Genomic DNA, 25,392 nt, shown 5'->3' on the forward strand with positions numbered 1-25,392 from the left:
TTCCTGAGTATTATCACCTTGACTAAAACTAAGGACGATCATCATCCAAGCGTTGTGGCGGCAATAGTGATTCGCGCTTTAAGCCAAACAATACCGCTAATACGCCGGCAACATAGATTGATGAATAGGTACCAACGATCACACCTAAGATAAGAGCTAATGAGAACTCATGCAATGACGGACCACCGAAGAAATAAAGGACAACAACCACCAGAAGTGTTAACCCTGAGGTCATAATCGTACGCGATAAAGTATCATTAACTGAGCGGTTAACCACCTCAATCACTGATGCCTTACGCATCTTACGGAAGTTTTCACGCACACGGTCATAAATCACTACCGTATCATTCAATGAGTAACCAATTACAGCTAGTACTGCAGCCAATGTTGTTAAGGTAAACTCTAACTGGAATGCCGCAAAAACACCGAGAATAATAATCGGGTCATGAATAAGCGCAATACCCGCACTTATCGCAAACTTCATCTCAAAACGAAAAGCGATATAGCCAACGATACAGATCATCGCTACTAATAATGCCAATAAACCATTGGTTGCGAGCTCTTTACCCACTTGTGGGCCAATATAGTTTAAGCTAGTGACTTGTGCGTCAGAGCCTAAACTTTTCTCAATTTTCACTTTAAGTAATTGTTGCGCTGATTGACCATCTTGATTAATCACTGCCTGATTGTTTTCATTTTTTTGAATCGGCAGCTTAATCATCAAGCTATCGCTTGAGCCAAAAGTCGTCACTTGCGCGGTAGGAAAGCCATCACGCGCCAATACTTTTGCCACCTCTTGGGTTGATGGCGCTTTATTATAATTGACTTGGATCTGATAACCACCAGTGAAATCCAAGCCCATATTTAAGCCGCGAACAGCTAAAAATATAACAGATAAACCAATTAATACAATCGAAACAATCGCGGTCCATTTACGGATTCCCATAAAGTCGATATTGGTTTTACGTTTAAAAAACTCCATGCGACACCCCTATATTCCGATTGATAATTTTTTAAGATTGCGACGTGAGCCATATACAAGGTTCGTAATCGCCCGCGAGACAGTTACCGCCGTAAACATTGATGTCAGAATACCGATAATCAATGTCACCGCAAAGCCTTTAACAGCACCTGTACCAATCGCAAAGAGGATAATTGCCACAATCAAGGTTGTGACGTTTGAATCGACAATCGTACCAAATGCGCGCTCATAGCCTGCCGAGATCGCACTTTGCACCGGCATGCCATTTCTCAGCTCTTCACGTATCCGCTCAAACACCAAGACATTGCCATCAATTGACATCCCCAAGTTCAACACAATACCGGCAATACCAGGCAATGTCAGTGTAGCACCTGGAATAATTGACATAATTGCAACGATTAATACTAAGTTTAGGATGAGTGCGACGTTGGCAATCATACCAAACAGGTGATAATAAATTGCCATAAATAGCACGACAAGAATCAATGCGACAACAATAGATAACATCCCTTGCTCGATATTTTGCTTACCAAGCGTTGGACCAATTTGTTGCTCTTGTGCGATATGTACAGGCACCTGCAATGCACCTGAACGAATCATTAACGCTAAGTTATTGGCTTCACGTTGATCAAGACCCGTAATTTGGAAATTAGCCCCTAATACGGTTTGAATCGTTGCCGCATTAACAAGCTTTTCAGTCTTTTCAATCTTATTGACTTCTTTACCGTCAACCATTTCTTTTTTATAGGTTGTGTTAACAAGCATCACCCCCATCAAGTCACCGACATGTTTGCCAGTAACCTCTCTAAAATGACCAGCTGCATCTGAGCTTAACTGTACGGCAACGATCGGTTGACCACTTTGATGATCCACGCCAGGAGAGGCATTAACAATCGCACTACCACTGACAACCGAATTACCATTTAATTGATAGTAATATGTCTGACCATTTGAAGTTAATGGGTACACCTTAATGCCTTGCTCTTCAACTTTCAAACGATCGGTAACAGGTGTCACAATATAAAAACTTGCCGTTGATGTGCCGCCTAAGATTTGCTTAGCGCGTGCTGCATCTTGCAAACCAGGCAGCTCAATAATTACACGTGAGTCACCAGAAGCAGCAACAGAAGCTTCGGCAACACCTAGTGCGTTAATACGATTACGCATTACCGTCACCACTTGCGAGATAGCTTCTTGCTTGATTTGTGTTAATAATTGCGCATTGAAAGTAACCAACAATGTTTTATCTTTCAACGCACTATAAACTAACTGATTGTTTTGCGTCTTAGAGTAATCTGTTTTAATAAAAGCAATTGCTTTATCCAGATCCGCTTTATTGGCGAAAGTTAATGCCACATAGCCAATACTGCTATAAGTTGCAGGCACTGGCAATGCTTTCGTGATTTCAGGTTTTTGCGATGCTTTTAGTTGTGACTCAGGTGTTACACCCAATTTTTTAACGCCTTGCGCCAAACTCTCTAAGGTATTATCTAAACGTGCATTAATCGCTGATTGCGTATCAGCCTCAAGCACTAAGTACATCCCACCGCGCAAATCAAGTCCCAAATTCATCGGCTCAGCACCTAACGCCAACAACCAATTAGGTGTATTTGCTGCCATATTAAGTGCGACAATATAATCGCTACCAATCGTTTTCTGCAAAGCCGTACGTGCTGCAATTTGATCCTGCGCATCGGCGAATCTCACTTGAACCACTGTATTTGATTCTTGATGCAATGATTTATACGCGATCTTTTGCTCATTTAATGTGTCTTTAATTTGCGTCACAAGGGCTGAGTTCACCGTACCATCTTTGGGAGAGATTTGTAATGACGGCGTTTCACCAAATAAATTGGGCAACGCATAGATAATCGACAAAATCGCAATTACCAGAATAGTAATATATTTCCACAAAGGATACTTATTAACCGCAGCTTTTTGTCTGGGATGAAGCATAATCCTAATACCTTAGTTTGAGTTGACTGTATAGCAATGTAGTCAAAATTAATTGGTTTTAACAGCACCTTTTGGTAAAACACCAGAAACCGCGCTTTTTTGTACTTTAATAATAACGTTTTCAGCAATTTCAATCTCAGTATAGTTCTCACCAATCTTAGCGATCTTGCCGATAATGCCACCATTTGTCATGACCTCATCACCTCTAGCCAGTTCAGAGATCATCTTGCGCTGTTCTTTATTACGCTTCATTTGTGGACGAATAAGTAAGAAATAAAAAATGGCAAAAAACGCCACCAACATTAGAATTGAGCTCATTGCTGAGCCCCCAGCTGCAGCGCCTTCAGCAAAAGCGTTTGAGCTTAACAACAATAGCGATGATAGTGCTACTAATAACTTATTCATTATTTCTCTCCTGTTGAGGTATATTATCACACCGCACGTAAAATAATTATCGAGCGATATACTATTTAAAAATCTGGGATAATGTACATGACAGGTGGTATTTTGACAACTGTTGTCTGCTGCAAATCCCTATATGAAAAATATTCATCTAGGAGCAGTCGCATATGGATACGTAGGGACGATTCACAAATCGCCCCCTATACACGCAATTTATGACATCATATTTTTCAAAACGGTCTGCAAAATGCCACCATTTTTCAAATAATCAACATCGACATCAGCATCTAGACGCGCCAATGCTTCAAAGATTGTTTTGTGACCATTGGAGTGCACAGCTTCAACGATAACGTTCGCACGTGGCTTCACATTATCCAAGCCTTTGATATTGAATGTTTCTGTACCATCTAAGCCAAGCGTTTTGACCGTTTGACCATTAACATACTGTAAAGGTAACACACCCATACCAACCAAGTTTGAACGGTGGATACGCTCATAACTCTCAGCAATCACAGCTTTAACACCTAATAGGAAAGTTCCTTTAGCTGCCCAGTCACGTGATGAACCTGTACCATATTCTTTACCTGCCAATACAACTAATGGGGTATTTGATGCTTTATATTTCATCGCCGCATCAAACACATATTCAATTGAACCATCTGGATGGTATTTGGTAACCCCGCCTTCTGTGCCAGGTGCTAATAAATTGCGAATACGAATATTAGCAAACGTACCACGCATCATCACTTCATGGTTACCACGACGTGAGCCATATGAGTTAAAGTCTTTTTTCTCAACGCCATGCGCTTTCAAATATTGTCCTGCCGGATATTCCTCTGGAATAGAGCCCGCTGGAGAGATATGATCTGTTGTTACTGAGTCACCTAGCATCAATAATGTGCGCGCACCAACGATATCTAAAGAGCCTTTGCCTGAATCGGCAAAATTTTCAAAGAAATTAGGGCATTGAATATACGTTGATTTCTCATCAAACTTGTACAACTCACCCGTAGGTGCTGATAGTTTCTGCCAGTCTTTTGTGCCATCTAAAACCGTTGCATAAGACTTCTCGAACATCTCATTGTTGATCACACGCGATTGTAATTCTGCGATATCATGTGTGCTTGGCCAAATATCTTTTAGATAAACATCATGCCCATGCTGATCTTTACCAATTGGGTCATGCTCTGGATCAAAATCAACCGTTCCGACAATCGCATACGCCACCACATGGATAGGAGATGCTAAGTAATTTGCTTTAACATCAGGGTTAATACGCCCTTCAAAGTTGCGGTTTCCTGAGCCAACCGATGCAACGACTAAATCACCTTTGTTGATCGCATCAACAATCGGTTGATCCAATGGACCTGAATTACCAATACACGTTGTACAACCATAACCCACAACATCAAACTTCAGTTGTTCTAAATACTTTAATAAGCCTGATTTTTCAAGGTATTGGGTAACCACTTGTGAACCAGGGGCTAGTGATGTTTTGACATATGGCTTAACGGTCAAACCTTTTTCAACAGCCTTTTTCGCTAATAAGCCCGCACCTAATAACACCGATGGGTTAGATGTGTTTGTACATGACGTAATCGCAGCAATTGCCACATCACCATGCTTTAATTCACAGTCCATGCCTTCAATTTTAACTGCCGTTTTGGTCTGTTCTTCTGTCAGCCCAAAGCCATGCAAACCTGTTTCATTTGTTAAACATTTTTTGAAGTCAGCTTTCAAATCACGCATTGAAACGCGATCTTGTGGACGTTTAGGACCTGCTAATGTCGAATCTACCGTTGACATATCAAGCTCAATTACTGCCGTATACTCTGGCTCTTCTGCTGGGTTGTGACGGAATAAATATTGCTCTTCATAAACTTTCTTTGCTAATTCAGCATATTCACCGCGGTTACTGTTTTTAAAGAAGGCTAAAGTTACATCATCCACTGGGAAAAAGCCCATTGTCGCACCATACTCTGGCGCCATGTTGGCAATAGTTGCACGATCTGGAAGGGACAAATGTTTTAAGCCCTCACCAAAGTATTCAACAAACTTACCAACCACACCATGCTTACGAAGGAGCTCAGTAATTGTTAATACCAAATCAGTCGCAGTCACACCTTCACGTAATTTACCTGTTAACTTCACACCGATAACATCTGGTAATACCATATAATACGGCTGACCAAGCATAACAGCTTCAGCCTCAATACCGCCAACACCCCAGCCCATCACACCAACACCATTAATCATTGTTGTGTGTGAATCTGTACCGACAAGCGTATCAGGGTAAGCAACTTTTTCACCATTTTGATCTTTAACCAAAATGCCTTTTGCTAAATACTCCAAGTTGACTTGATGAATAATCCCCATGCCCGGTGGCACAACCACAAAATCATCAAATGCTTTTTGCCCCCACTTTAACAATGAGTAGCGCTCACCATTGCGCTCAAATTCTTTGGCAACGTTTTTCTCAAGTGCGTCTTTCGTACCGTAATAATCTACTTGTACCGAGTGATCAATAACCATTGCTGTATCAACCAATGGATTAATTTTTTGTGGATTGCCTCCGGCATCTTTAATCGCTTGGCGCATAGCAGCCAAATCAACAACCGCAGGAACACCAGTAAAATCTTGCATTACCACACGTGCTGGCATGTGTGGAATCTCAGGGCGCACCTGAGCTTTAGCATCCCAATTAAGTACATTTTCAACATCAGACACTTTAACTTTGTAGTCATCAATATTGCGCAATTGGTTCTCAACCAATACACGAATAGAATACGGCAAACGCGTAATATCTTTGCCGGTTTCAGCTGCTAATTTTTGCAAGCTATAGGCGGTATATTGTTGACCTTTGGCGTCAATCAAAACCTTTGTTGAACGTTTTAAATCCGTCATGAGGATAGCTCCTTCTTTACTGTTTTTTCTGTCTATTGAGGCTTATTTCGGCGCTCATATTAGCCCAATTAGCTGCTTTTGTACAGCGTGATGCAAGCTTGATACAGCAACCATGAGCACCTGATAAATCAGAGCAATTCCATATTATTCTTATAGCCTTACTACATAAACACCTAGATTCAACTATATTTAAATCTAATTCAAATTTCATAATGATTGATTTAGGTGATAAACATCATGCAAACAACCAATAAACAGCACCATAAACTACTTAAGAAAGTACTAAAGCCTGAGTACCTCGTATCATGTATTACAATCATCATGCTGTTTCGCCTTAGTCAGCACCTAGCAGAGCAAAAAGACAGAACAGCTACACTTGATCTTGCCGAGTACTATTACATCTACGCAAGTATTACCTTAGCAATTTTAAGCTTATTTCTTATCTTTGTGGTTGCTTACTACATTTACTTCAAAATTACGCGATTTATCCGTGAAACACGTAAAGTGATTTTAGGTTATAGCGATTATGAAACGACGCTCAAACAGGGTTATTTTTTCAAACAACATCTTAAGTTAAACCAATTGGTTGAAGATGTATTAAGGCGTCAAAAAAGCGATATGCTAACGATGCTGCATGACTTACGAACACCTTACACACGGCTATCATTTAAACTTGAGCTTGATTACAACGCTGCGTATAAGGCTGTCAAAGAAGATATCAACGAGATAAAAGTGATCACAGGACACTCATTAGCGAAACTCAAAGAAAATCAACTCCTGACTGAGCAAAAAGAGCCCATTGAAATAGGAGGTTTTATCGAACAATTATTTATTGATTATCAGCATATGCTTATACAAGACAATAAAAAAGTCAATTTACATTTAGCGCTTAATATCAATCAAAAAACCTATGTCATGATCAAACCTTTTAAACTAAAGCGCGTGCTCTATAATCTTCTAAACAATGCTATTGAATACGCTAATACCAATATACACTTATCGGTTGAGGCAGCCGAGCAACAAGTTCGTATTACCATATCGGATGACGGCGTCATACAGAAAAATTTAGATCTCAACAAAATGAAACAACTTTTTTGGCATCACTCAAAAAACGGACATGGTATCGGGCTATATTCAGTAGCTAAAATACTGGCTGAGCACCAAAGTAAACTGCAATTTACACCAACTGACGACGGAAAAAGCTTTCATTTTGAACTCAAATCCATTTGAAATATTTCTCAAACTCCACTATAAATTAGAACATCGCAATAACATGGATTAATCACAGATGGAACGTATCTTAATTGTTGAAGATGATGACTCATTAGCACAAATGATTGTGCGCTATCTTGAGCGGATGAATTACGAAGTCGTCATAAAATCAACCGCCATTGACGCATTAGCTACCGTTGAGGAAACATCCTTTGATTGCCTGTTACTTGATATCAATCTGGGTAGCGACAATGGCATTCAACTTTGCCAGAAAATACGCCAAGTCTATGATATGCCAATTATTATGATTTCAGCGATTAGCGACACCACGCAAAAGTCTTATTCATTAAACATTGGTGCGGATGATTATGTCACAAAGCCTTTTTCACTAGAGGAGCTTGAAGCGCGCATTAGTGCAAATATTCGCCGTTACAATCAGATGTGCAAGATTGATCAAGTACCTGAAACGCTGAGCACATATGATTTAGCGGACTGGCGTTTTTACCCTGAACAATTTTTACTTGAACATAAAAATGGTGAAAAGGTTTATATTAAAAAAGTCAAAACACAAATACTATTAATGCTTTTGCAACACAGTGGTGTTGTTGAGAAGAAGCTTATTCATAAAAAATGTTATGACGAACCTTTTGATAGTTTTGATCGGCGTATTGATGTACATATTTCACAGCTGAGAAAAGTTCTTGGCAAAGAGATGATTGAAACCGTTCATTCAATTGGTTTTGCCCTGAATCACTAGGATACTAAGATGAAGGATAGACGACTATTTCACCATTATTTCTTAATCTACCTACTCTTAATTTCTGTTTACTTTATCAACTTGAGTCTCATTGATGACAAATATGCGATCACCTTACAACTAGATGATTTTTTTAATCGTACTGAAGGCATTTTATTTGCACTACCTTGGATCATTCTTCTGCCTAGTACTTATGGATTTATGCGCCAAAACACCCAAATGATGCAAAACATTATGCTTTTTGCTGGGATTATTTCAATGCTATTTTACGCTGTTATTTATGATTATTTCCCACATCATAGTGTTTTATATCTTGCCATGCTCTTTAACGGTGGGTTGGTTTTTGCTTTGCCACTTGTGATGATTAATACACTTCAGCGCACAGCTTACGCACTATTTTTTGTTATTTATTTCGTTGTCTGTGATCTTTTATTTTTGTACATCGATATGCATATTTTTATCTTATATATAGCTGTTCCTGCCTTAGCGATTGTCCTAACTGTCAATTTACTCTCTAGCAAGTGGCAACATAAGAAATCTCGACCCATCACTGTGATGGCTTATTTGCTTTTAGCCAATCGTAAGGCATCAATCATTTTTTTAAGCTATACAGTAATCTTAATCATTATTACATTGCTCTCAATATGCATCACAACCCTATCACCACGGGAATGGATTCAAGCCTTGGCTTACCTGATTAGTTGCATAATTATGTATTTTGTGATTTATCCCAAACTTTCGATTAAGCCCCATTTGGCACTGCTTATAATACTACTAATCAGTGCTTACTATGAATACTTCTTTATCGCATCCGTTGTGACTTACTTGATGTTGACAATTGATTTGTCCAGACATATTGGCAAGCGTGATATCCTTATCTTTGCAAGCTTTACTTTTTATCTGGTTGTTATCTATAATACATTACTTGCTAATGTGCTTTTGGCACTTTTCTAAATACAAGTAAACCTCCCCCCCTCCTAAGCTGATCATTTCTTGTGTTTATGCACATAAGTATAGTTTGACAACTAAGAGTTTAAAAGAAGGGTGAGGTTCTTGAAGCAGTTAGGTTTGAATCATGCCAAATTTTGATACATGCGTTACTATTTGGTTTGATGGCTGACTGAGTTTTGTTACGCCTATATGTCTATACACTGATCTTTTCCAAGGTAACCATTGATATAACTTTTGAAATTATCTTTATCCGTAGATTGTTTCATGAATTGACATACGTGAGGAATTGTTACAGGTATAGTAAATTGTTTGTTAGTTATGTTTTCCCAATTATTTGCAAGTGTTTTCCATGAGTACTGCCACTCACCATCACTCCCAAGATTATGTAATGCGCGATCAACTGCATCAAATCTAACCGCCTCAGCCATCAACGCTATCGCTCGAGCTCTATTATTAACTTCCTTTCCATTAATTGAGTGATTTTTGTTAAAATAATCGTTGCGTTTTGTCATAAACGCATCCATAACAGTAAAGGCAGTGTACTTAGCTGCATTGCCAGGCATATGGCTATAATGAAATTCAGGGATATCAGAAAAAGTGTAATCTTCTGCGTTCTGCCAATTCCCACCTTGGTTTAAAAATCCAATCCATTTATAATACACTCTGTCATCAAACTTAAAGGCTACATGTGTATCTGCATTATAAACATATAAATGCTCTTGGTTTTGTACAGGATTATTGCCTGTATAGGCTTCTCTCATTGCAACAAGCAACGTATCATAATCCGTTTTATTGTCAAAGCTCACATAATGATTGTTTGCATAAGTCAAGTTACTCAATATAAGCATTCCTGATGTCACTTTAAATATAAAATTTTTGTAACTACCCAGCAGCTTGTTAATTGAACTGTGGAACTTTGCCATTAAAGACATCCGCAATGGTATCAATAATCTTCCAACCCTGTTTGCGTGCAGTTGATAATAATGTGCGAATACGCACAAACTTTTGAGCGCCAGTTTCACTACGAAAGCAGCCTGATACCTTTTGTTTTACCTTCATCATACGCAAGTCATTCTCAGCCTGGTTATTAGTAAAAGGCACTTCTGAATCATAGATGAATCTAAGCACGTCATTCTTGTAATCACGCAATCGTAACAATAAGTTATGACCTGTTCGTCGTTTTTTCCTTCCTCGTTTACCAACACTTGCTAAAGGCATCAAAATTTCATGGTATTTAAGACCATCCGCCACAATCCGATCATAAATTTTGCTGATTAAAACTTGCTTATTAGGCAATAGTACTGATTGATCAGATATATTCACCAAATGACAGCTTTTCCTCAGTAATCTCATCATACGTTTTGCCCAAATCTCGCCATCTTCAGCTAAAGATCTTAACTCACGCAAATGATGGGCATTGCATAATGCATGACTTATACCTTCAAGGGTAAAATAGGATTTCCAATGATCATGAACCACGATACCTGTTAGACCAGAGAGTAGAGATTTACGCTTAGGACTCACGTGATAATAAGTATAGTCAGCATTTGAGCAAACATGTAACCATTGGGTTTTTGAGCATATGCGATAACCAGTTTCATCTAAATGTTTAACTGGAGCATTTTTAAGCTGATCAAGAACCATTTGCTCGAATTCAATCAATTGATCAGCACATGTTTGACTAAACTCTGCAATACTGGCTTTTGCCACACTAACACCAAATAAATCTTCTAACAACTGCTGAATGCGTTGCTCAGGAATAAAGTGTTGATTTTGCAAATACGTCGCATAGCTTTTTAGGTTATTGCCATACTGCACTGGCGCATTAATGCCTTCTGGAAAACTTGCGGTCGTATATTTCTGACAGTTCGGACAGCACTTTTTCTCATGACAATATTCAATCACCTTAAGCTTTGGCATTTCAGGTAGATCATGCAACTGGCGTCTTACATGACCTTGTGCTTTTATATCACTTAAATCGCTCTGGCAATGATCGCAACTCGTTACAGATTTAGTCACGACTTCATCCGGTTTAGCTTGCCCAAGATTGTTACCATTATGACCTTTTTGACCACCTGATTGCTTCTTGGTAGCCTTGGGCTTAAGTTTACCTTTTTCGCTGACACTGTTATTTTTGTTAGGACGTGACAAACCATCGCTTGAAGGCGGCTTTGAGCTGTTGCGACTATTCCTAGAAAGCCGCTTCTTAAGTTGCTCAATTTCCTCTTTTAATCGAGCATTTTCACGCTCAAGCGTGTCGATTCTAGCCAATAGCTCTTGAATCATTTTTTCTAGTTTCATATCCATCGATCAAATTACGCCATATTTATTTGCAAATGAAAACATCAAATCTGGAAAAATTGCCAAAAATTACTGTTTATCAAAATCTAACCTGCTGGGTAGTTACAAATTTTTCATTATTCTTGTACCTCTAATTTGTTAAATTTTATTGCAAAAAAATATTAAATTTGATGAGAAATCATAATTCCTTAACAGAATTGCTAATCTTAGTCATTATATGTCATATTTATTTCTGGCTTCATTTTGCTAATTTCTTAATGATTTCTGCAGGTTGATGGACCAGATTATCTCCATATAAGTTTGCTGCATAATCAGTATTTAAAGACCATATCATTACACCACCGTATTGTGGATGGGCTTTGATTAACTCAATTTCCTTTTTGATATCTCCGCTCACATCTATAGCGGCAAGAGTTATCTCTGGCTTGGGGTGAAAAATTGTTGCATCGCCAGCACTAACAGCATTAGCAGGCTCTCCTATAGCTATTTTTGTTTTCTGAGGAACTTCTGCAGCTATCTTATAAAACAAAGATGAAATATACTTAGCACCCCTTACTCCGCCATTAAAATCATTATTTTCCGTATTGTAAGCTTGTACCAAAAGATAATCAAAATACCCATTTTTAATCGCAATATCATAATCATGATTTGCGCCTGTAGTCACAAGACCATTATCAAAAAATTGAGGCGCAGCAGTTAGTATTATATCATCGTCCAAGCTCTTTATTTCACCAAGCAGTTTGCTCAAAAACCAAGGATCGGTCTTAATTTCTAAATCAAAATCTATGCCGTCATACTGTTGATTGCGCAAAAAATTCACGATGTTCTGAGCTAACTGCTTTATTTGAAACTCATCTAGCACCCCTGGTGAAAATGTATTTTCAGCACCTCCCACACTTATGAAAACCGGCATCCCTATTACTTTTGCTTCTTTTGCCTTTATCTTAGATATCTCTTCTGCCCCTGGATAATAATTAATATTTACACCATCTATTTTTGCAAAACCAATAATAAGTGCACTGTATCCATCACTATACACCTTAGCCATTTGTATTTTGCTCGCGCTGAGAGTAGCTGTTGCATCTAAATATCCAAAATGCAAAGGTTTAATTTCTTTCTTTATTTTTTGATACAGCTGGTTTTCTTTGTTATCTATCACCATATTTGAGTTGACTGGCTTATCATTTACTTGAACCAATTCCCATGGAGTGTCCCATGCATTATTAACTACTGTATCTGGAATATCCCCTGAATTTGCCCACCATTTTGCCTTATATATTTTACCGTTATGAATGACTTGACAGCCTTTTGTATAGCTTTTATCAGGTTGATACAGCTCTGTATTTGCATATAGTGCTGAGCTAAAACAAAAAGTCAAAGTACTATAGAGCAATTTTATAAAATTATTTTTAATGTTCATGATCAACTCAATCTGTTTTTATTTGTTTTTTATCATTTATAGGGTCAGTCAAGGTGTTAGCCCCAACTACACACAGAAAATTAGCCTTAATTTGCTTTTAAATAAGATATAAGCTCTTACTTTGACCCTGCTTAGTCAGCATCTCATTAATAATCTTCTCATAATCGGTACCATTAAGCTTATCTAAGTCCACACCTGCTGCCATAGCTGCTGCCCATGCAATCACATAACGAGTACAGTCTGTTTGGAAAGGTAATTGAATCCCCATATGCTTTATCTCCAAGCCTGTTACATGTTCATCTCCAAACTTATCCTTAAAGCCATTAATAATATCTTCCATTTTTACTGCTATCTCCTTATCTTTGGCTTGACTTACCAACGAATCAATAACTTGAAAAGTGAGCTTACCATGATGAATATTAAGTACTGATAATGAAACATGACCAAAAGTATAAAATGGCATCAACACAGTATAGGTTATTTCCTCTTTCAGGGATGCTTTATATTTTTCCTCGACAAGCTTGCCATAATTTTCATGATCTTCAATAGAAGAATCAAAGAATACATCACTGGGCAGAATTTTTATTATTTGGTTACCAACTGGAAATTCAGCTTGACCGTTTCCTTGCTTTTGCAACACATTCAAATGCGATCTAATATCGGTTGGGCATTTTGATGTTGTAGTACTTCTGTTAAAAAGTGCAATACCGTTTAGATAATTTTTCCATTTATATACAACAGCATCTCCCAATCCAGCATTTTTCCTAGCGTTAATTTTTGTAGCATTTTCAATAAAATACGAATACAACATACTGGAAACACTTCCAGGTAAAGCAGCATCATAATAATCCCTAATTGCCGAGCTTTCATCATCATTCATATGCCCAATAGGTAGACCATATTGCGCCTTGAAAGTCACATAATCTTTCTCACCCATCCTAAGCTCTACCGCTCGATCACCTTGACCTTTTTCAAGCTCATCATGCGATATAGCTTTGTGACTGTCATGTAATTTATCGAGATTAGCTAGACGAGTACACGATAAAAAAAGCTCATCAGCAATCAACTTATCTTTATTACTCAGTATATAGAAGCTAGTACCAAGGTAACCAGTCGAATAGTATCGAGGACTTTCCAATTTTATTTTCGTTGTGGACTTCAGCTCTCCACCTATATAACAATAGAAATTAGCTTCAGTGGGTGCTGACATAGCAACAGAACCTGTTAAACATAGCACTGAAACAGCAATTATTTTTCTTATAGACATCTTAACATTTCCTTTTAATATTTATTTTTTTCATTGTTCATTGTTCATTTTTCACACTCCTCTACTCTAGTAAATTAGAATGTACCTTCCTTTAAATTAGCGAAAAGTCGGGAGTGTTGAGCGTGATAATATCAATAAAATTATTTCACAAAATTTTAACTGCTCAGCAGGTCTCAAAATACACAGAAAATCAGAGCAAAATGAAATCAATCTTATTCAAGAATTATCACATGCCAAACAATGTGACTTATTTTCAATAAGTGCTTAATCTTAAAGCAATCAAATCTTCTATACACTTATCACTCTGCTGGGTAATTAAGAGAGTTTTTAGTTATTCTTTTTAACTGGATATCCTTTTTTAGTGAATATAGCTCCCTTTAGTGTTAGACCAGGTTCAGCTATTCTTACATTAACCATATTACCTTTACCCATAATGTTTTCACACATAACGGTCAGTTTATCGTAATCTTCAGCTGACAAAGTATATGCATTTGCAAACATTGACTCCCATGTTGGCATTCGACTCAATGTAACCATATAAGGTGTGTTATTAACATTTAATAGCCTTTCACCATCATAGCAATATAAATATATTGGAAATGCTTCTTGTATAACTTCGGGCACTGGAAAGAATTTCTTTACAGACAGAGCATCATTCTTCATTAAATCTAGTGAATGATTGCTTGCCAAATTAGTTCCTTCATATATTTGACTCATCTTTAGAGACTTTCCAACATGCTTATATCCTAAACTCCCCATAGGAACAGCTGATACAGGATCGCCCTTTCTCCACAATCTCAATGCATTATCACCTAAAATTTCATTAACCTTTTCTGCACTATCATTATCAAAAACTCTTGGAGAGTTAAAAGTAATTAACTTGACTTTAGCCGTTGCCTCTAAATTCTTTCCCTTAATATCACCTATTAAATCTATAGCAGCTAAAGATGCAAGCGCTCCACCCAAACTGTGGCCTGTAACAAGTATATCTACTGCCTTATTTCTTGTTTGTGCTTGATGAATATATTGATTCAACAGATCCAGAAAATCATTCCTACCCTGAGAGTACCTTTGATAAAACCCACTATGCACTCGGCTCCCATTGACACTTCCGTGTAGAGTTGCCTTGATTTTCGATGCCTTTAGATCTGTCATGATATCACTAACATTTTCAGTCCCATGAAATGCAACCAAAATTTGGTCATTTTGATTATCTTGACCCTTTTTATAATAAATAATACCAGCAGGTTTTTGTTGTTGATCTACAGTGTAAGTAAATTTTGAAAATTCATCGAATTGCTCTTTTAATTCTGCGCGAGCTTTATTGCCAACATCAAGGATTACCTTACTAGCAAAAATTCCATCTTCTTCAAACCCTTCTGGATTATTATAATCAGAGAAGGTCTCGCCCTCCATTATTTGTCTGTCAGACAACTTTGGATTATTATAAGCACCTGAAGCAGCCATGACAGCTTGACTGATAAGTCCCGTCCAATCGTTTTTGTTCTTATCTTGGTACACAATTACAGCCGCAGAATATTCAACAGCACCTAATAAAGTAGCGCCGATAATAGATGCGAATATGCATATTTTTTTTATTTTTAACATAATTTAATCCTTCTATTTATTGCTTTTAATCTAAGATTTAAAAGTAAACTCCCTATTTTTTCTCACCCTCTTCTATTTTCAAGGATGAAAAAGTAATAAAGGTTAGTTTTAAATGAAACCTTTCAAAATCTGCGTTGTAAACTGCGATATAGTTATACTATAAAATTGTTTCAAAGTTTTTTAACTTTCCTAGACACTATAACTCAACCTAGAATACATAATTTTGTAATAACATTTTTAAAGTTCATCTAAATTGCTTGTTATAAAACCCCATACATTTCACTGTGAGCTAGCTCATTATCATATGCTTCTTCATAGCTTATTAATGCCTCACCTAACTTGTCTAGACAATAAAAAGTTCGGGAAGTTACATCACACACTCCACCCCAAGCACTATTAGCTAACATAAGTCCAGTATTCCAGTAACTATCATTAACATCTAGATCAAGATCTCCAATGACTTCAGCATCATTTAACCTATCAAAACCACTGAATTGTAATTTGTCATGTATGTAATCATCGAAATCTCTCATCCCATATGCGGACTGATTAAATTGAATCGGACCTAGTACATACCTACTTGCCACTCCTGAACCAGCCATTTGGTATGTGCGATCTAACATGTCTTGCTTAAATTGCTCCTTTTTAAGCATAGCCCCAGCCCCATTAATACATTTTGCCTCATGATGAGCATCATCCATAAATTGATAAAAAACGAAGTCATATTTTTTTCCAAAATTACTCACCGCTTGTACCTTGATTTTGTCAGAGTTTTGTTGAGCCCATTTCTGTCGATCATTGTCTGCATCTAAATCTGTCATATATTCTCTATTCTCAACGTGACTACTTCCTACTTCACGTTTTAGTTCCAATAAATATGCACATTGTGTTCTCAACTCATCAGGTGATACAGTTGTTGCAAAGATATCTTTACCATGATGATCTTTCATCCATCTACCTGAAACATACCCTTGATTATAAGCAAATTGGAATCCTAATTTTGAAAAAGTTGTTATAATTTCATCATGACCATTGGAACAGTAAACAAAGGTATGATCTAGGTTTTTTGATGAAAAGAAATTTTTATCTAATGTTTGTGAAACTACCTTATTTACCTGACTATAGCCTAGTAAATTTGATAAAGCTTTTACCCCTCCATTATACATTTTAAGATAATTAATCACTTGAGAAACTGTAAGTTGCCCTGTCAAATATGCCATACAGGCTATGGCTGATTTCGCAGCATCTATATATTTTCCACTCCCATAATCATTAATAAATTTCAAAGTTAAATCAACTGATTTAAATGGTTGAGACTTGATTACATCCAAGGCGTATTCAACTCCTTCACTGGCATAAGGTATATCGGAGAGAATGTCCTGTAACACATATTTCTGCTCCCAATACTTAAGACCTATAAATTTTGTTGATTCCAAAAAAGAATTAATCTTTAATGCATTTTTTGACATACTTAAAGCGCTATTAACTGGCTTTAATTTCTGTACACCATCACCAGCGTAACTTATGCTATTTCCAGCTAACAATAATGACATCATAGCAGTTAGCATAATTTTTTTAGGGTATTTCTTGTTTAACATTTTATAGTTCTCCTGAATCACTTATTGTTTTTTGTTCATTTTTCACGTCAATAAAACCCGCGAGGTATTGCTATGTTTAGTTGAGGCAAAACCTCTTAGGATGCTGAAGTGCATATAAGTTTGATATATAACTATTATCAATCTGGATTAGGTGACTTCCGATAGCTACCTAATTGGAAATCTTCATCTTCTACTATTTACCAATTAACGCTTGATTTTCTGTTTTGGCAGTGGCCCTTTCCCATGCTGCTTCAAGCATAGAGTTTGTAGGCTCAAGTGGACAATGCAAATCTGTCGTGGCTTTTACCCCAAGCGTTAATCCACTTACTTTATGAACACTGAAGTTCACATTAGACTTAGCAAAAACTGACAAATCACTTGCTCCATCGTGAGAGAAAGATATATTATTCTCCATATTCCCCTCAATAAGCGAACCAGTTTCAGGTAACAATTTTTTGATGTCACTTTTATCTTTTGTAACCCTTAAATCTGATAGCTCTGAACTACCCCAAACTCCGGTAATATTAAATCTATAAACCACTTTTAAGCCACCTTGATAAGAAAGTGTTACTTTGATTGGATATACAACACCACTCTTAATACCTTGATCTTGATTTAAGTGCATAAAATCTCGTGTAGTTCTAGCCTCAATGTGAGATGTTAATAATTTACACGCACTTTCTGGTAATTGAGTACCCGCATCCTTATCACCACAATCTAATGTTACAGTAGCATCTTCATAATATTCATTTTCTAAGCGCATATCATAACTAGCCCATGCCGAACCAAAAGTTAAGGCTAGCGCTAAACAATTTAATAAAAACTTCATTTACTTAATCCTTATTTTTTTGTTAAGGTTGTTAATTTATTTTCATGCTTTATTCTGTTCTAATACTTGAATTAAATTATTCTGTGATTCAATAAAATTTAATAGTTTACTATACACAGGTAATATATGATTGGACTCCAGTCTGTACTCGGCTCTATGTCCCGTGTATTGACCACCTAAAAACCCATATACACACCCCTTATTGTGCTCTTTGTATATTTTTCCTATAACATCATCAAACTCTTTTTGACTTTCTTTAAGTGCTGAATTAAGCGCTAAGTCTAAATATCGATACCTTGGATAGCCTTGCTCTTTGTCGCTAATAACAACAAAGTTTTTAGAGTTTGAAGCAGGTAAGCCTTCAGCAGATTGCTTCATAAGATAACTAGAGTCTATCTGGAATATTTTTGATAAATCTATATCATCAACACCCGCCAATTTAAATTGTTCAATATGCTTATACTCTGCTACTTTTCCTAAGTCATTCTCACTAATTTGATGTTCCTTAAAATACTCTAAAATTCTATCAAACTCTCTTTGATGATTTCTTGGGTTTTTGACTATATCATTTAAAGCATTGCTTAAAACGCCCTTCTCATGATTATTGAAATCATAGCTCTTTGATAGCATAACTTTGATTTTCTCTAAAGACTCTTTTAGGCTAATATCCAGATTGACTTTGTTGTATATTTCATCAATAGCATCTTCTAACTCAAGTCTTTCTCGTAAATATCTTTCAATAGCTGCATTTATATTCATTATTGACTGACTCTTATAGTAGGTGTTAATTGCTTCTTGTACGTTTTGCTTGGCATCAATGCCTTTAGGGTTAACAATAATTTGACCTATAGGAGAACTTTCTAGAGGTGTTCCCATAAGTGTCAAAGTATACTTAAACTTCTTTTGGTCATTCTTTGCAACATCATTAGCAACATAATTGCTGAAGTTAAATGTATAATTTGAAATCGCCTGAATATACTGAGTACAATCTTCTTCTGATCCACCTGATATACACTTACCCATGCTATTTGCTACTTTTTCACGCTCCTTTGCAGCAGTAGTTGAATAACCTGTTTCTGTACTTTCAATCTTAAATTGTGTTTTAGCCTGATACTTTTTATCTAAGTTAGCTATCTCACCCTCTAACGAAACCCAACCGCCATCCAAGTTCATTTTTACTTTCAGTATATCTTTGATTTCTTGAGCTTCTTCCTTAGAGTTAAATGTCATTGTTACTTTAAAAAGCGTTGATGCTCCAGCGTAGAAAAGTGTTGGTATATTCGTGCCACATGCAGAAATAAAATTTAAAGCATTATCTGGATTATTGCTCTGCTTAATTAGTTCTGCTGCTCTTTTTGTAAAAGGATTTGAACCATAATCAACACGAAATTTTTGAGCATAAGACGACATAAAAAATAAGTCAATTGTCTTCTCTTTACTTAAATTTGTCGTTATATAGGAAATCTTATTATTCCCTGAAAACGGACCATAAATAAAACCAAGGTTCAAATCCATGGATAAACTCGTTAGCGCATTTTTAGTATCAACAGCACCACCTGCATAGAATTTTCTGATCTCTCCCAATGATTGTGGGACTAATTTTATATTTTTTGACTCAAAACATGTTTCTGCACCATTAACCATGAAGCTTTCAAAATAACCTGTACTCGTTGTTGGTTCTTCATAGTTATTGGCTATAGCACTTCCAGAAAGTGTTATGCTGATTGCACTGCAAAGGAGTGTTCTCTTTATATTCTTCATAATATTATCCTGTGATTCTTTTTAAATGTTTACTTGGTTGGCTTGATAAATATAATGGATATACTGTTGAGTTTTTTGCAATAAAATGTAAATTTATTGTAATGTCCAATGAAGAACCGTTCGTGAAATTTTCAGCTTAGATCATTAGTCATAATGGGGGTTGAAATCTCCTAAATTGTGCCAAATATTTCCAGCCAGATTCAACGCTGCACTTTTGCTACTTACCACCGCATCAAGTAACGAATAAGCGCGATCTGAAGTTGTAAAGTTTTTAGCTCTAGCAAGTAACTCTACAGAGTCTGCATCTAAATTAGTCGTTACTAAATCATACGTATTTTTATCCTTATCGTAAGTTTGATAATAGCATGTTGGCTCTCCAGAGGTATTCATGTAACACTTATTACGGAAGCCTCCTCCAATGCGATTAATCACTGAGTTTGTTGGATCATTAGATAAATCACTTGTAAAATACTGACTATTAAGTATTAACAAGCTCCAATGAAAACGTCCTGTATCCATATCAGAAGAATCATCTACCTGCATTTGATAATCGATAGTTCTACCAAGTAAAGCAAACCCTGTTGCTTTATCATTAATATCTGGGATATCTATTTTTGCACGAGGCATTGAGTGACTACCAATATAGGGACCATTATCCTCTACACCTTTATTACATCGAGTATCATTTGACAGGCATCCCACTCCAGTCTCAAGATGATAGGAAGCTCCCCCTGAATAAGAAGTATCATAAGCATGAGCATATATATCAAAATATTGTGTATAATAAATAGGCTCTCCAGATGGTGTCTCAAGATAATTGACGTAATAGGCTTTTGCATCGTCTTTGAATGATCCATCATCGTGAAGATTTGTACTTCCATCATGATAATCACGTGAGTAAATCCAATCATTTTCATCAGCCCCGCCTTCAAAAGTATTTGCACCGCCCATAAATAACCCAATAGGTGTACCATTAGCAACATTATCACCAATGTCAGATGGGTTTTGATCATTATAGAAACTGTAAGGTAACGTATAGTCAATCAACTTTTCAAAATAGTCACGACTACTATAACTTTCATAAGCTATAGATTTTGAATATTCTAGCAAGTTGGTATTTTCTCCTCTATCACTGGCACCATCTGTAGCAGTTAAATGTGCATCGTGGTTTGGCTTATTAGCTGGTAAATAGAATGAAATTTTTCTTGTTACATTTGAATAGTTTTCTTGAGCGTATTCAGCATCAGAGTCAGATAAAGCATTATTGATATTAATACCATATATCACTTTTTTGCAACTATCGGGGTCTGTGGAGCAAATGGTTTGGTTCTTACCATCTGATGCCACAAGACATTCTGCAAAGAGAGCATCATCATATACCCCAATTGTTTTACAATAACTTTGATATGAAGATGAGGTCTCCAGAAGTGACTTAAAATCTTTACCTGGATCGGCTTTTGTTGAGCCATTAGCAATATCAGAGCCAGATTTCGTCAAAATATAATCATTACTAAGCCTGTCATAGAAACGCCCCACATTTCCAGAGCCTGCTTTGTCGTCCTGTGACGGATCATCAAATACTTTATTCACATAGTCACTCGCTTTTAAATAAAATTTATCAAGACTTTGCACATCTGTGATATTAGGTCGAGATTTGACTAGAGTTGCTAAATCTATTATTTTCGCTTTAGTATCGTCACTTGTAATCTTATGATTATTTTGCATATCAAGAATGGATCTTTCTATACTATTGCCAATAATTAATCCCATCGTAATTTGATATTGCAAGTTTAACATTTCATACCTGGATGCACTTAAATAGCTGTTAAAATCTTTCATGTTGTTATTAGTTTCTGTGTAATAATCATTGGCATATATTTTATACACAGCGCCTAAATAGTAGTCTAAGAAATCAGTCAACGGTGATCCGAGATCAGTGCCCAAATTACCTGTTTGTGAGAATTGTTTGTTTGTAACTCCACTGATAAATTGGCTTATGCTCTTCAAAGAATCTGGCGTAATAATTCCAGTCACTTTATCATTTCCAAAAATAATTCCGGCTGCTTTATTTGCATCATCAGAGGAAAGGCTATTAATAAACTCAGCAATATTTCCTTTGAAAGCTTTAAATCCAAGCTTTTCTAAATCTGCGTTATTTGCTAACGCATTTACTACGCCAGAGTAAACCATCTGATTGGCTAACTCATTGCCCCCCCCTTCTCTTGGTGCCAATGCTAATGCTCGGTTAGTAGCACTTCCACCATTTGAAACTGCGTCCCACGCATCTTGCATATATCGCAAATCAATCTTATCGATTAAACTTCTAGTTGCCTGATCCAGATGGTCAATTTTATCATCTATCTTTGCTAATTCCTGTTCAATCCTTTCTAGGCTATCGGTAACAGGGTCGCTAACATCAATTCCGAAAACATTAGATAATATCTGCTTTGGATCCGTTGCATCAAACCCAAAAATTGCTTGTGCTGTTGCAGCAGCTGCTGCTTTTGCAAATTGCCCAAATATATCGTCAGTTATATCACCTACCACCTGCTTCTTAGGTAATTGTGAAGAAGTAAGATTATTAATTCCTTCGATCATATTTGCTTTAACGGCCTGATGAGTTTCTTTTGGTAGCAAGTTTGAGTTAACATTACCAAAACTTGTAACAGTTGTGGTTAAGATTAATGTACCAGTTAAAATAGTGATTGTTTTTTTCAACATGTTGTTATCCTCTATTGATTGATATTAAATTGGTATACAATTACTAATAATATTTTGATTTCATTATTAATATTGCTTGAGTTAAATGACTTCCGTGGGATATTGCTCCTATGTAATCAAACCTACGCAATCTACTGATCTCTATCCCCAACTCTATCAAAGCTATCGATCTTGTAAGCGCTTTCTTGCACTAAATAATCAAGATCCACCTTATAAAAATTATTATTTTTATTTGTCTCAACCCTTCCTAAAATCTTCTCGCTACCATCCTTGATTATAATCTCATATCCTTCTTCTGATCTTTTTCTCTCAATTAAAATTGTTTTTACTTGCGTATCAGGAGAATAAGCAGTTAATTTCACAGCGGTATCATCTTCATTCATCATACCCATAAATTTGAGATATAGACGTTTATATGCCTTACCATTTTTATAAAAAACTGCCGATGTATTATACGAATACCCATGACCATACTCTGATGAAAGCGTTATAGAATTAAGAAATGTCAGACTGCTTACTGGAATATCAATAAACATCGTGGTTATATTATTTACTTGATTAATAAGACCATTATTCAGACTAGGAGTATTAAAGTCATACTGCACAATATTGGGAACCTTCTCATATGCGCCAAAATCAAAAGCATTTTTCATCAAATAACCATTTGCGATATTACTTAATGGTCTAATAGCAAATTGCAATGATTTTTCACTAGCAGTCAACTCCCAACTTAAATAAAAAAGTGCGTTTGATTTTCTATGTTCAAGCTTTGACAATTGATCTTTCTCCATATCAGCAACATGGTAAGTGTTTGCATAAGAACCAGAAATAATTGAGTTTGAAAAAACACCGTTTTCAGAGCTTCCTTCATAACCATTGTTTTTATCAAAAAGAAGTATCATTTTTCCTCTTAGTTTCTCAATTGGTGTATTTAAAAGATCATTTGAAGTTGATCTATAAATATATTTTGAATAATCTTGACTTCCTAAGAGTGCTAAAATCTTTTTGGCTGTTTCACTACGATGAGCTTCACCGTCATTAGGTGCATCAGACTCAGTATGAGTAATGGCAAATACAACAAACTCACTTGGGTGACTATTTAGAAATGTAACTGCACCATCAAATATATTTACAATCTTTTCACCATACCCTCCCCCAGCGCCGCCAAAATGTCCTGCGCGCAGAACCCCATTATTATCATAAGGTCTTAAGTCAAAATATCGTGTCCCATAATTTAACATCCCTCTAATATCATACTCTTGGGCTGTTACATATGAATCCTCTAAGGCTGCTCCATGTCGGCTTACTGGTGAGGCATTGTTAACACCAGCATCATGAGCTCCTGGTAATGTGACTTCTTTTAACAAAGTATCATCGCTTAGCTTGCTTTGCCAATTTGATAATTCAATATTAGTATCAGCAGATAAATCCTTATCTGCAAAAACCAAAGTGCTTGTCCCTCTTAACTCACTAGTGTTATAACCTGTTGACCAATATCCATGGTACTGGTTTGAAGCGCCGTCACTTTCATTGCGGTCTTGATTAAAAATTTTATGATCTACCGTTATGTGTGCTTGCTGTTGATTAACTCTTGCTGTAGCAATATCTTCTTTTGTATCAATATTTTCTAATGTTACTCGGTAAGGGGAACCGTCTGCTCTCGATTTAGTGTCTAGGGTAGCACAAACTGCATCATATGGTCCAAGCTCTTTACCATCAAACTGCGTATCGGGTCTTTCATTTTTATTATCCCAATCAAAGTTATCTACTTGAGAGATTTTTAATTTAACAGCATGAGAAGTTTCGTTTGATATACAAGCGCATGACTCTAATGCAAAAGATTGACTTGCTATAGTGGCACTAATTAAACTAACCAATAGTGATAACTTTTTCATTTTATTCTCCTAATTTCTTCTTGTTTGGACGAGTAAGAGAATAATCAATAGAATGTATTATTAGTGATATTAGAATGTAATAAAAATGTAAGAGTTATAATGATAGGTTGTGTTTAGTCTGATAATAATCAGACATAACTTAAGCATTATGTTTACTGCATAATATTATATAGTAGGTCATGAAATTCAGACCAGTTAGGGCAAATGTCATTTAGCACCCTAATTAACCCATCTCAATCGCAGCCAAGTATCCCACTTAAGGCGCATCAAAAGACCGGATTTAGTTTAAGAAAATTAGGTTGTCATATCATCTCCTTTTTGCAAATTTTTAATCGTACGATAACTTTTCCCCTCTATCGTCAGCATGTATGCGTTATGCACTAAACGGTCAATCGTAGCAGCGCCAAGCAGCTTATTTGGGAAAGCCTGATGCCACTCATGTGTTGAAAGATTACTGGTAATCAAAGTTGATTTAAACTCACTACGTTCAGCTATTAACTCATGCAGATATTCATCTTCTGGTGATCGCAATGGTTTTAAGCCAAAATCATCGATGATCAATAATGGTACCTTAGCAATGCGCTTCATCGTTTGCTCATAAGTATTTAGCGCCTTGGCAGATTGCAATTGCTGTGCAAGTTTGGTCTGAGAGGTTAATATGACATCGTAACCACTCTGCACAGCGCAATGCCCAATCGCCTGAGCGATGTGTGTTTTTCCAGTGCCACAAGGTCCCTCAATGATGACAGGGCTACCTTCTTTGATAAAATGACAGGTTGCTAGATCTCGTATCACTATAATACTCCCCATATTTTAGACCACAGTTAG

At 36.6% G+C, this 25,392-nt stretch carries 18 protein-coding genes; 3 read left to right on the top strand and 15 right to left on the bottom strand.

The genetic code is table 11. The annotated features are described in order from the left end of the window. Positions 1-28 precede the first annotated feature (28 nt). The 4 genes from secF to acnA form a co-directional block, all read right to left on the bottom strand. Positions 29-982, bottom strand: a complete 954-nt coding sequence (secF, locus tag F3D68_RS00110; RefSeq protein WP_151192528.1) for a protein translocase subunit SecF — start codon at positions 980-982, stop codon at positions 29-31. A gap of 9 nt (positions 983-991) precedes the next feature. After that, the gene (gene secD / locus F3D68_RS00115; RefSeq protein ID WP_151192529.1) at positions 992-2,938 is read right to left on the bottom strand and encodes a protein translocase subunit SecD; all 1,947 of its coding nucleotides are present in this window, start codon (positions 2,936-2,938) and stop codon (positions 992-994) included. 48 nt (positions 2,939-2,986) lie between these two features. Then, on the bottom strand, positions 2,987-3,343 hold the full coding sequence (yajC, locus tag F3D68_RS00120; RefSeq protein WP_151192530.1) for a preprotein translocase subunit YajC: 357 nt from the start codon (positions 3,341-3,343) through the stop codon (positions 2,987-2,989). Between the two features lie 210 nt (positions 3,344-3,553). Next, positions 3,554-6,244, bottom strand: coding sequence for an aconitate hydratase AcnA (gene acnA, locus F3D68_RS00125; RefSeq protein WP_151192531.1), 2,691 nt, complete (start codon positions 6,242-6,244; stop codon positions 3,554-3,556). Positions 6,245-6,481: 237 nt separating this feature from the next. On the opposite strand from acnA, the gene F3D68_RS00130 reads away from it, so the two are divergent. The 3 genes from F3D68_RS00130 to F3D68_RS00140 are packed head-to-tail and all read left to right on the top strand — an operon-like array spanning position 6,482 to position 9,167. Further along, positions 6,482-7,474 (top strand): sensor histidine kinase, encoded by a 993-nt coding sequence (locus tag F3D68_RS00130; RefSeq protein WP_151192532.1) that lies wholly within the window; start codon positions 6,482-6,484, stop codon positions 7,472-7,474. Positions 7,475-7,532: 58 nt separating this feature from the next. Next, positions 7,533-8,213, top strand: coding sequence for a response regulator transcription factor (locus tag F3D68_RS00135; RefSeq protein WP_151192533.1), 681 nt, complete (start codon positions 7,533-7,535; stop codon positions 8,211-8,213). A gap of 9 nt (positions 8,214-8,222) precedes the next feature. Then, a complete protein-coding gene (locus tag F3D68_RS00140) occupies positions 8,223-9,167 on the top strand; it encodes a hypothetical protein (RefSeq protein WP_151192534.1) in 945 nt (314 codons plus the stop codon). Positions 9,168-9,349: 182 nt separating this feature from the next. Here the strand turns inward: F3D68_RS00140 and F3D68_RS00145 are convergent, their stop codons facing one another. The 11 genes from F3D68_RS00145 to F3D68_RS00195 all read right to left on the bottom strand — a co-directional run bounded on the left by F3D68_RS00145 (position 9,350) and on the right by F3D68_RS00195 (position 25,359). Beyond that, complete coding sequence (locus F3D68_RS00145) at positions 9,350-10,087, bottom strand: hypothetical protein (protein WP_151192535.1); 738 nt, start codon at positions 10,085-10,087, stop codon at positions 9,350-9,352. Further along, positions 10,062-11,471 (bottom strand): IS66 family transposase, encoded by a 1,410-nt coding sequence (gene tnpC, locus F3D68_RS00150; protein WP_151192536.1) that lies wholly within the window; start codon positions 11,469-11,471, stop codon positions 10,062-10,064. The genes F3D68_RS00145 and tnpC overlap by 26 nt, the downstream gene beginning before the upstream one ends. A gap of 232 nt (positions 11,472-11,703) precedes the next feature. Continuing rightward, the gene (locus F3D68_RS00155) at positions 11,704-12,885 is read right to left on the bottom strand and encodes a glycosyl hydrolase family 18 protein (protein ID WP_151192537.1); all 1,182 of its coding nucleotides are present in this window, start codon (positions 12,883-12,885) and stop codon (positions 11,704-11,706) included. A 97-nt stretch (positions 12,886-12,982) separates the two neighbouring features. Continuing rightward, entirely contained in the window at positions 12,983-14,152 is a 1,170-nt protein-coding gene (locus tag F3D68_RS00160; protein WP_151192538.1) for a hypothetical protein, read from the bottom strand. 327 nt (positions 14,153-14,479) lie between these two features. Then, positions 14,480-15,760, bottom strand: a complete 1,281-nt coding sequence (locus F3D68_RS00165; RefSeq protein WP_151192539.1) for a lipase family protein — start codon at positions 15,758-15,760, stop codon at positions 14,480-14,482. A gap of 260 nt (positions 15,761-16,020) precedes the next feature. Then, positions 16,021-17,358, bottom strand: a complete 1,338-nt coding sequence (locus F3D68_RS00170) for a hypothetical protein (RefSeq protein ID WP_151192540.1) — start codon at positions 17,356-17,358, stop codon at positions 16,021-16,023. A 193-nt stretch (positions 17,359-17,551) separates the two neighbouring features. Further along, a complete protein-coding gene (locus tag F3D68_RS00175; protein WP_151192541.1) occupies positions 17,552-18,187 on the bottom strand; it encodes a hypothetical protein in 636 nt (211 codons plus the stop codon). Positions 18,188-18,229: 42 nt separating this feature from the next. Next, positions 18,230-19,948, bottom strand: a complete 1,719-nt coding sequence (locus F3D68_RS00180; protein WP_151192542.1) for a hypothetical protein — start codon at positions 19,946-19,948, stop codon at positions 18,230-18,232. 144 nt (positions 19,949-20,092) lie between these two features. Continuing rightward, on the bottom strand, positions 20,093-22,669 hold the full coding sequence (locus F3D68_RS00185) for a hypothetical protein (RefSeq protein ID WP_151192543.1): 2,577 nt from the start codon (positions 22,667-22,669) through the stop codon (positions 20,093-20,095). 131 nt (positions 22,670-22,800) lie between these two features. Further along, positions 22,801-24,564 carry a hypothetical protein gene (locus F3D68_RS00190; protein ID WP_151192544.1) on the bottom strand — a complete coding sequence of 588 codons (1,764 nt, stop codon included), beginning with the start codon at positions 24,562-24,564 and terminating at the stop codon, positions 22,801-22,803. Positions 24,565-24,858: 294 nt separating this feature from the next. After that, positions 24,859-25,359 carry an ATP-binding protein gene (locus tag F3D68_RS00195; RefSeq protein WP_224728188.1) on the bottom strand — a complete coding sequence of 167 codons (501 nt, stop codon included), beginning with the start codon at positions 25,357-25,359 and terminating at the stop codon, positions 24,859-24,861. Positions 25,360-25,392 lie beyond the last annotated feature (33 nt).

It is taken from the genome of Cysteiniphilum sp. JM-1, from assembly GCF_008711525.1.
Classification (GTDB): Bacteria; Pseudomonadota; Gammaproteobacteria; order Francisellales; family Francisellaceae; genus Caedibacter.